This is a genomic window from Mesorhizobium caraganae (assembly GCF_016836705.1).
Taxonomy (GTDB): Bacteria; Pseudomonadota; Alphaproteobacteria; order Rhizobiales; family Rhizobiaceae; genus Mesorhizobium; species Mesorhizobium caraganae.
The window spans coordinates 1-2601 of the sequence record NZ_JAFCGY010000081.1 but is presented as its reverse complement, the minus strand read 5'-3'; the positions used below and the strand labels follow the sequence as shown (position 1 = coordinate 2601).

The window sequence follows — 2601 nt, the reverse complement described above, 5'->3', positions numbered from 1 at the left end:
TGCGGATTCCGAGGTCATCGCGCGCACCGTTCCGATTTGATCGCGCGCGGCATTCCGAAGTGATGGCGCGCAGCATTCCGAGAATTAGCCGCGCAGAATTCCGAGACGATCGCGCGCAGTTCGGAGTTAGGAGAACCTGATCCTTAGGGCATTTTCCGGTTGGGCAACGACCGGAGGAATGGATGCCGACGAGGAGGGTTACGATGCGCCACGTGCGCGAGATTTTGCGTCTGAGCCTGGAAGCGGGGCTATCGACGCGGGTGGCTGGCGAGCGTGCCGGGGTCGGGCCGACGACGGTCCGGGATACGCTGAAGCGGTTTGCACGCTCTGGGCTGAACTGGCCGGTCCCGGCCGAGATGAGCGATGCCGATCTGGAAGCTTGCCTATACGGCTTGCCTGGGGTGAATCCCGGCCGGCGCAAACAGCCGGAACCGGACTGGTCGGCGGTGGCACGTGAGCTGAAGCGCAAGCATGTGACGCTGCAGGTTCTGTGGGAAGAGTATGTCACCGCGCACCCGGATGGCTATCGCTACAGCCGTTGGTGTGACCTATTCCGGCGCTGGGAAGGCCGCCTGCCTCTGACGATGCGGCAGAGCCACGCGGGCGGTGAGAAGATGTTTGTCGATTACGCCGGCGACACGGTGCCAGTTGTAGTCGACCGCCGGACCGGTGAGGTGCGCGATGCCCATCTGTTTGTGGCGGTGCTCGGCGGATCGAGCTTGTCATTTGCGTGCGCGACGTGGACCGAGCAGTTCGCGGACTGGATCGAGGCACACAATGGCGCCTTCGCCTTCTTCGGTGGCGTGGCCCATCTTCTGGTCCCGGACAACGCGAAGGTCGCGGTGATTAAGGCGTGTCACTTCGATCCGATGGTCAACCGCAGCTACACCGACATGGCGCGTCACTACGGCACGGCGGTGCTCCCGGCAAGACCGAGGAAGCCACGCGATAAGGCGAAAGTCGAGGCCTGTGTCGGCATTGTCGAACGCTGGGTCCTGGGCCGCTTGCGCAACCGGATCTTCTACAGCCTGGCCGAGGTGAACGCGGCGGTCGCCGAGTGCATCACCGATCTCAACGACACACGGGTGCTTCGCCAGTTCAGCAAAACGCGGCGCCAGTTGTTCGAGGAGATCGACGCGCCGAACCTCAAGCCGCTGCCGGCTGAACGGTGGGTCCACGCGGAGTGGAAGCGTTGCCGAGTCGGGCTCGATTACCACATCGCGATTGAGCACCACCATTACTCGGTGCCCTGGCGCTTCGCCCGCCGCGAGGTCGAGGCTCGAATTACCGCCCGCACCGTCGAAATCTTCCTCGAAGGCGAACGCATCGCCGCGCACATGCGTGGCAGCGGCAACGGGCGGCATACGACGATCCCCGAACATATGCCGTCGAGTCATCGGCGCTACCGTGAATGGACGCCCGTGAAGATCCGGGAGGAAGCGGCTCGGATCGGGCCGATGCTGTCGTTGCTGGTTGAAAAGATCATCGAGGATCGGCCGCATCCCGAGCAGGGTTACCGTTCATGCCTCGGCATCATCGGGCTGGCGAAGCGCTTCGGCGCCGAACGCCTGGAAGCGGCCGCGCGACGCGCGCTGGAGATCCAGGCGCGCAACTATCCCTCGGTCAAATCGATCCTCGAGAAGGGGCTCGACAAGGTTCCGGTGCGCGAAGCCCCGGACCACACGCCGATCTTTCACACCAACATCCGGGGCTCCGGATATTACCACTGAAAGGACTGCAATGCTCAAACATCCGACACTCGAACTGCTGGGGCAACTCGGCCTGGCCGGCATGGCCCATGCGTTCATCGAATTGGAAAGCAACAGCGATGCCGCCAACCTCAGCCACGCCGAATGGCTTGCCCTGCTGCTCGATCACGAGGCGACCTACCGCAATGACCGGCGTCTTGCGCTTCGCCTTCGTCATGCGCGGCTACGCCACCATGCCGTGCCCGAGGATGTCGATTACCGTGCTGCGCGCGGTCTCGATCGCCGGCTGTTCGACAAGCTGCTCAAGGGCGACTGGATCGCCGCCCATGAGAGCTTGGCCATCGTCGGGCCGGCCGGGGTCGGGAAGAGCTGGTTGGCCTGCGCCATCGGTCACAAGGCCTGCCGTGACAACCGTTCGGTCCTCTACACCCGACTGCCGCGGCTCATCGATGACCTGTCCCTGGCCAAGGGTGACGGCCGCATCGCCGCGCGCATGAAAAGCCTAGCCAGGGTCGATCTCCTCATCCTCGACGATTGGGGCCTCGAACCGCTCGACGGCAATGCCCGTCACCACCTGCTCGAAATCCTCGAAGACCGGTACGGGCGTCGCTCAACGCTGGTGACCAGCCAACTCCCGGTGGCCCGCTGGTTCGATCTGATCGGAGATCCCACTTACGCCGATGCCATCCTCGACCGCCTCGTTCACAACGCTCACCGGCTCGAACTCAACGGCGAATCCATGCGCAGATCCATCATCTCCGCTGCCGCTTGACCGAACCGCAAATGCAGTGACATCTTCCCCGACGATCAGGTGCTTCACCTGCGCGCGATCAGACCGGAACGCTGCGCGGCATCAGATCGGAATACATGCGCGCCATCGTCGGAATCCGCA

At 63.7% G+C, this 2601-nt stretch carries 2 protein-coding genes; both read left to right on the top strand.

The features are described 5' to 3' along the window. Window positions 1–203: 203 nt before the first annotated feature. A complete protein-coding gene (istA, locus tag JQK88_RS35310; RefSeq protein ID WP_203281192.1) occupies window positions 204–1730 on the top strand; it encodes an IS21 family transposase in 1527 nt (508 codons plus the stop codon). 10 nt (window positions 1731–1740) lie between these two features. Beyond that, complete coding sequence (istB, locus tag JQK88_RS35305; protein WP_203281190.1) at window positions 1741–2481, top strand: IS21-like element helper ATPase IstB; 741 nt, start codon at window positions 1741–1743, stop codon at window positions 2479–2481. Window positions 2482–2601 lie beyond the last annotated feature (120 nt).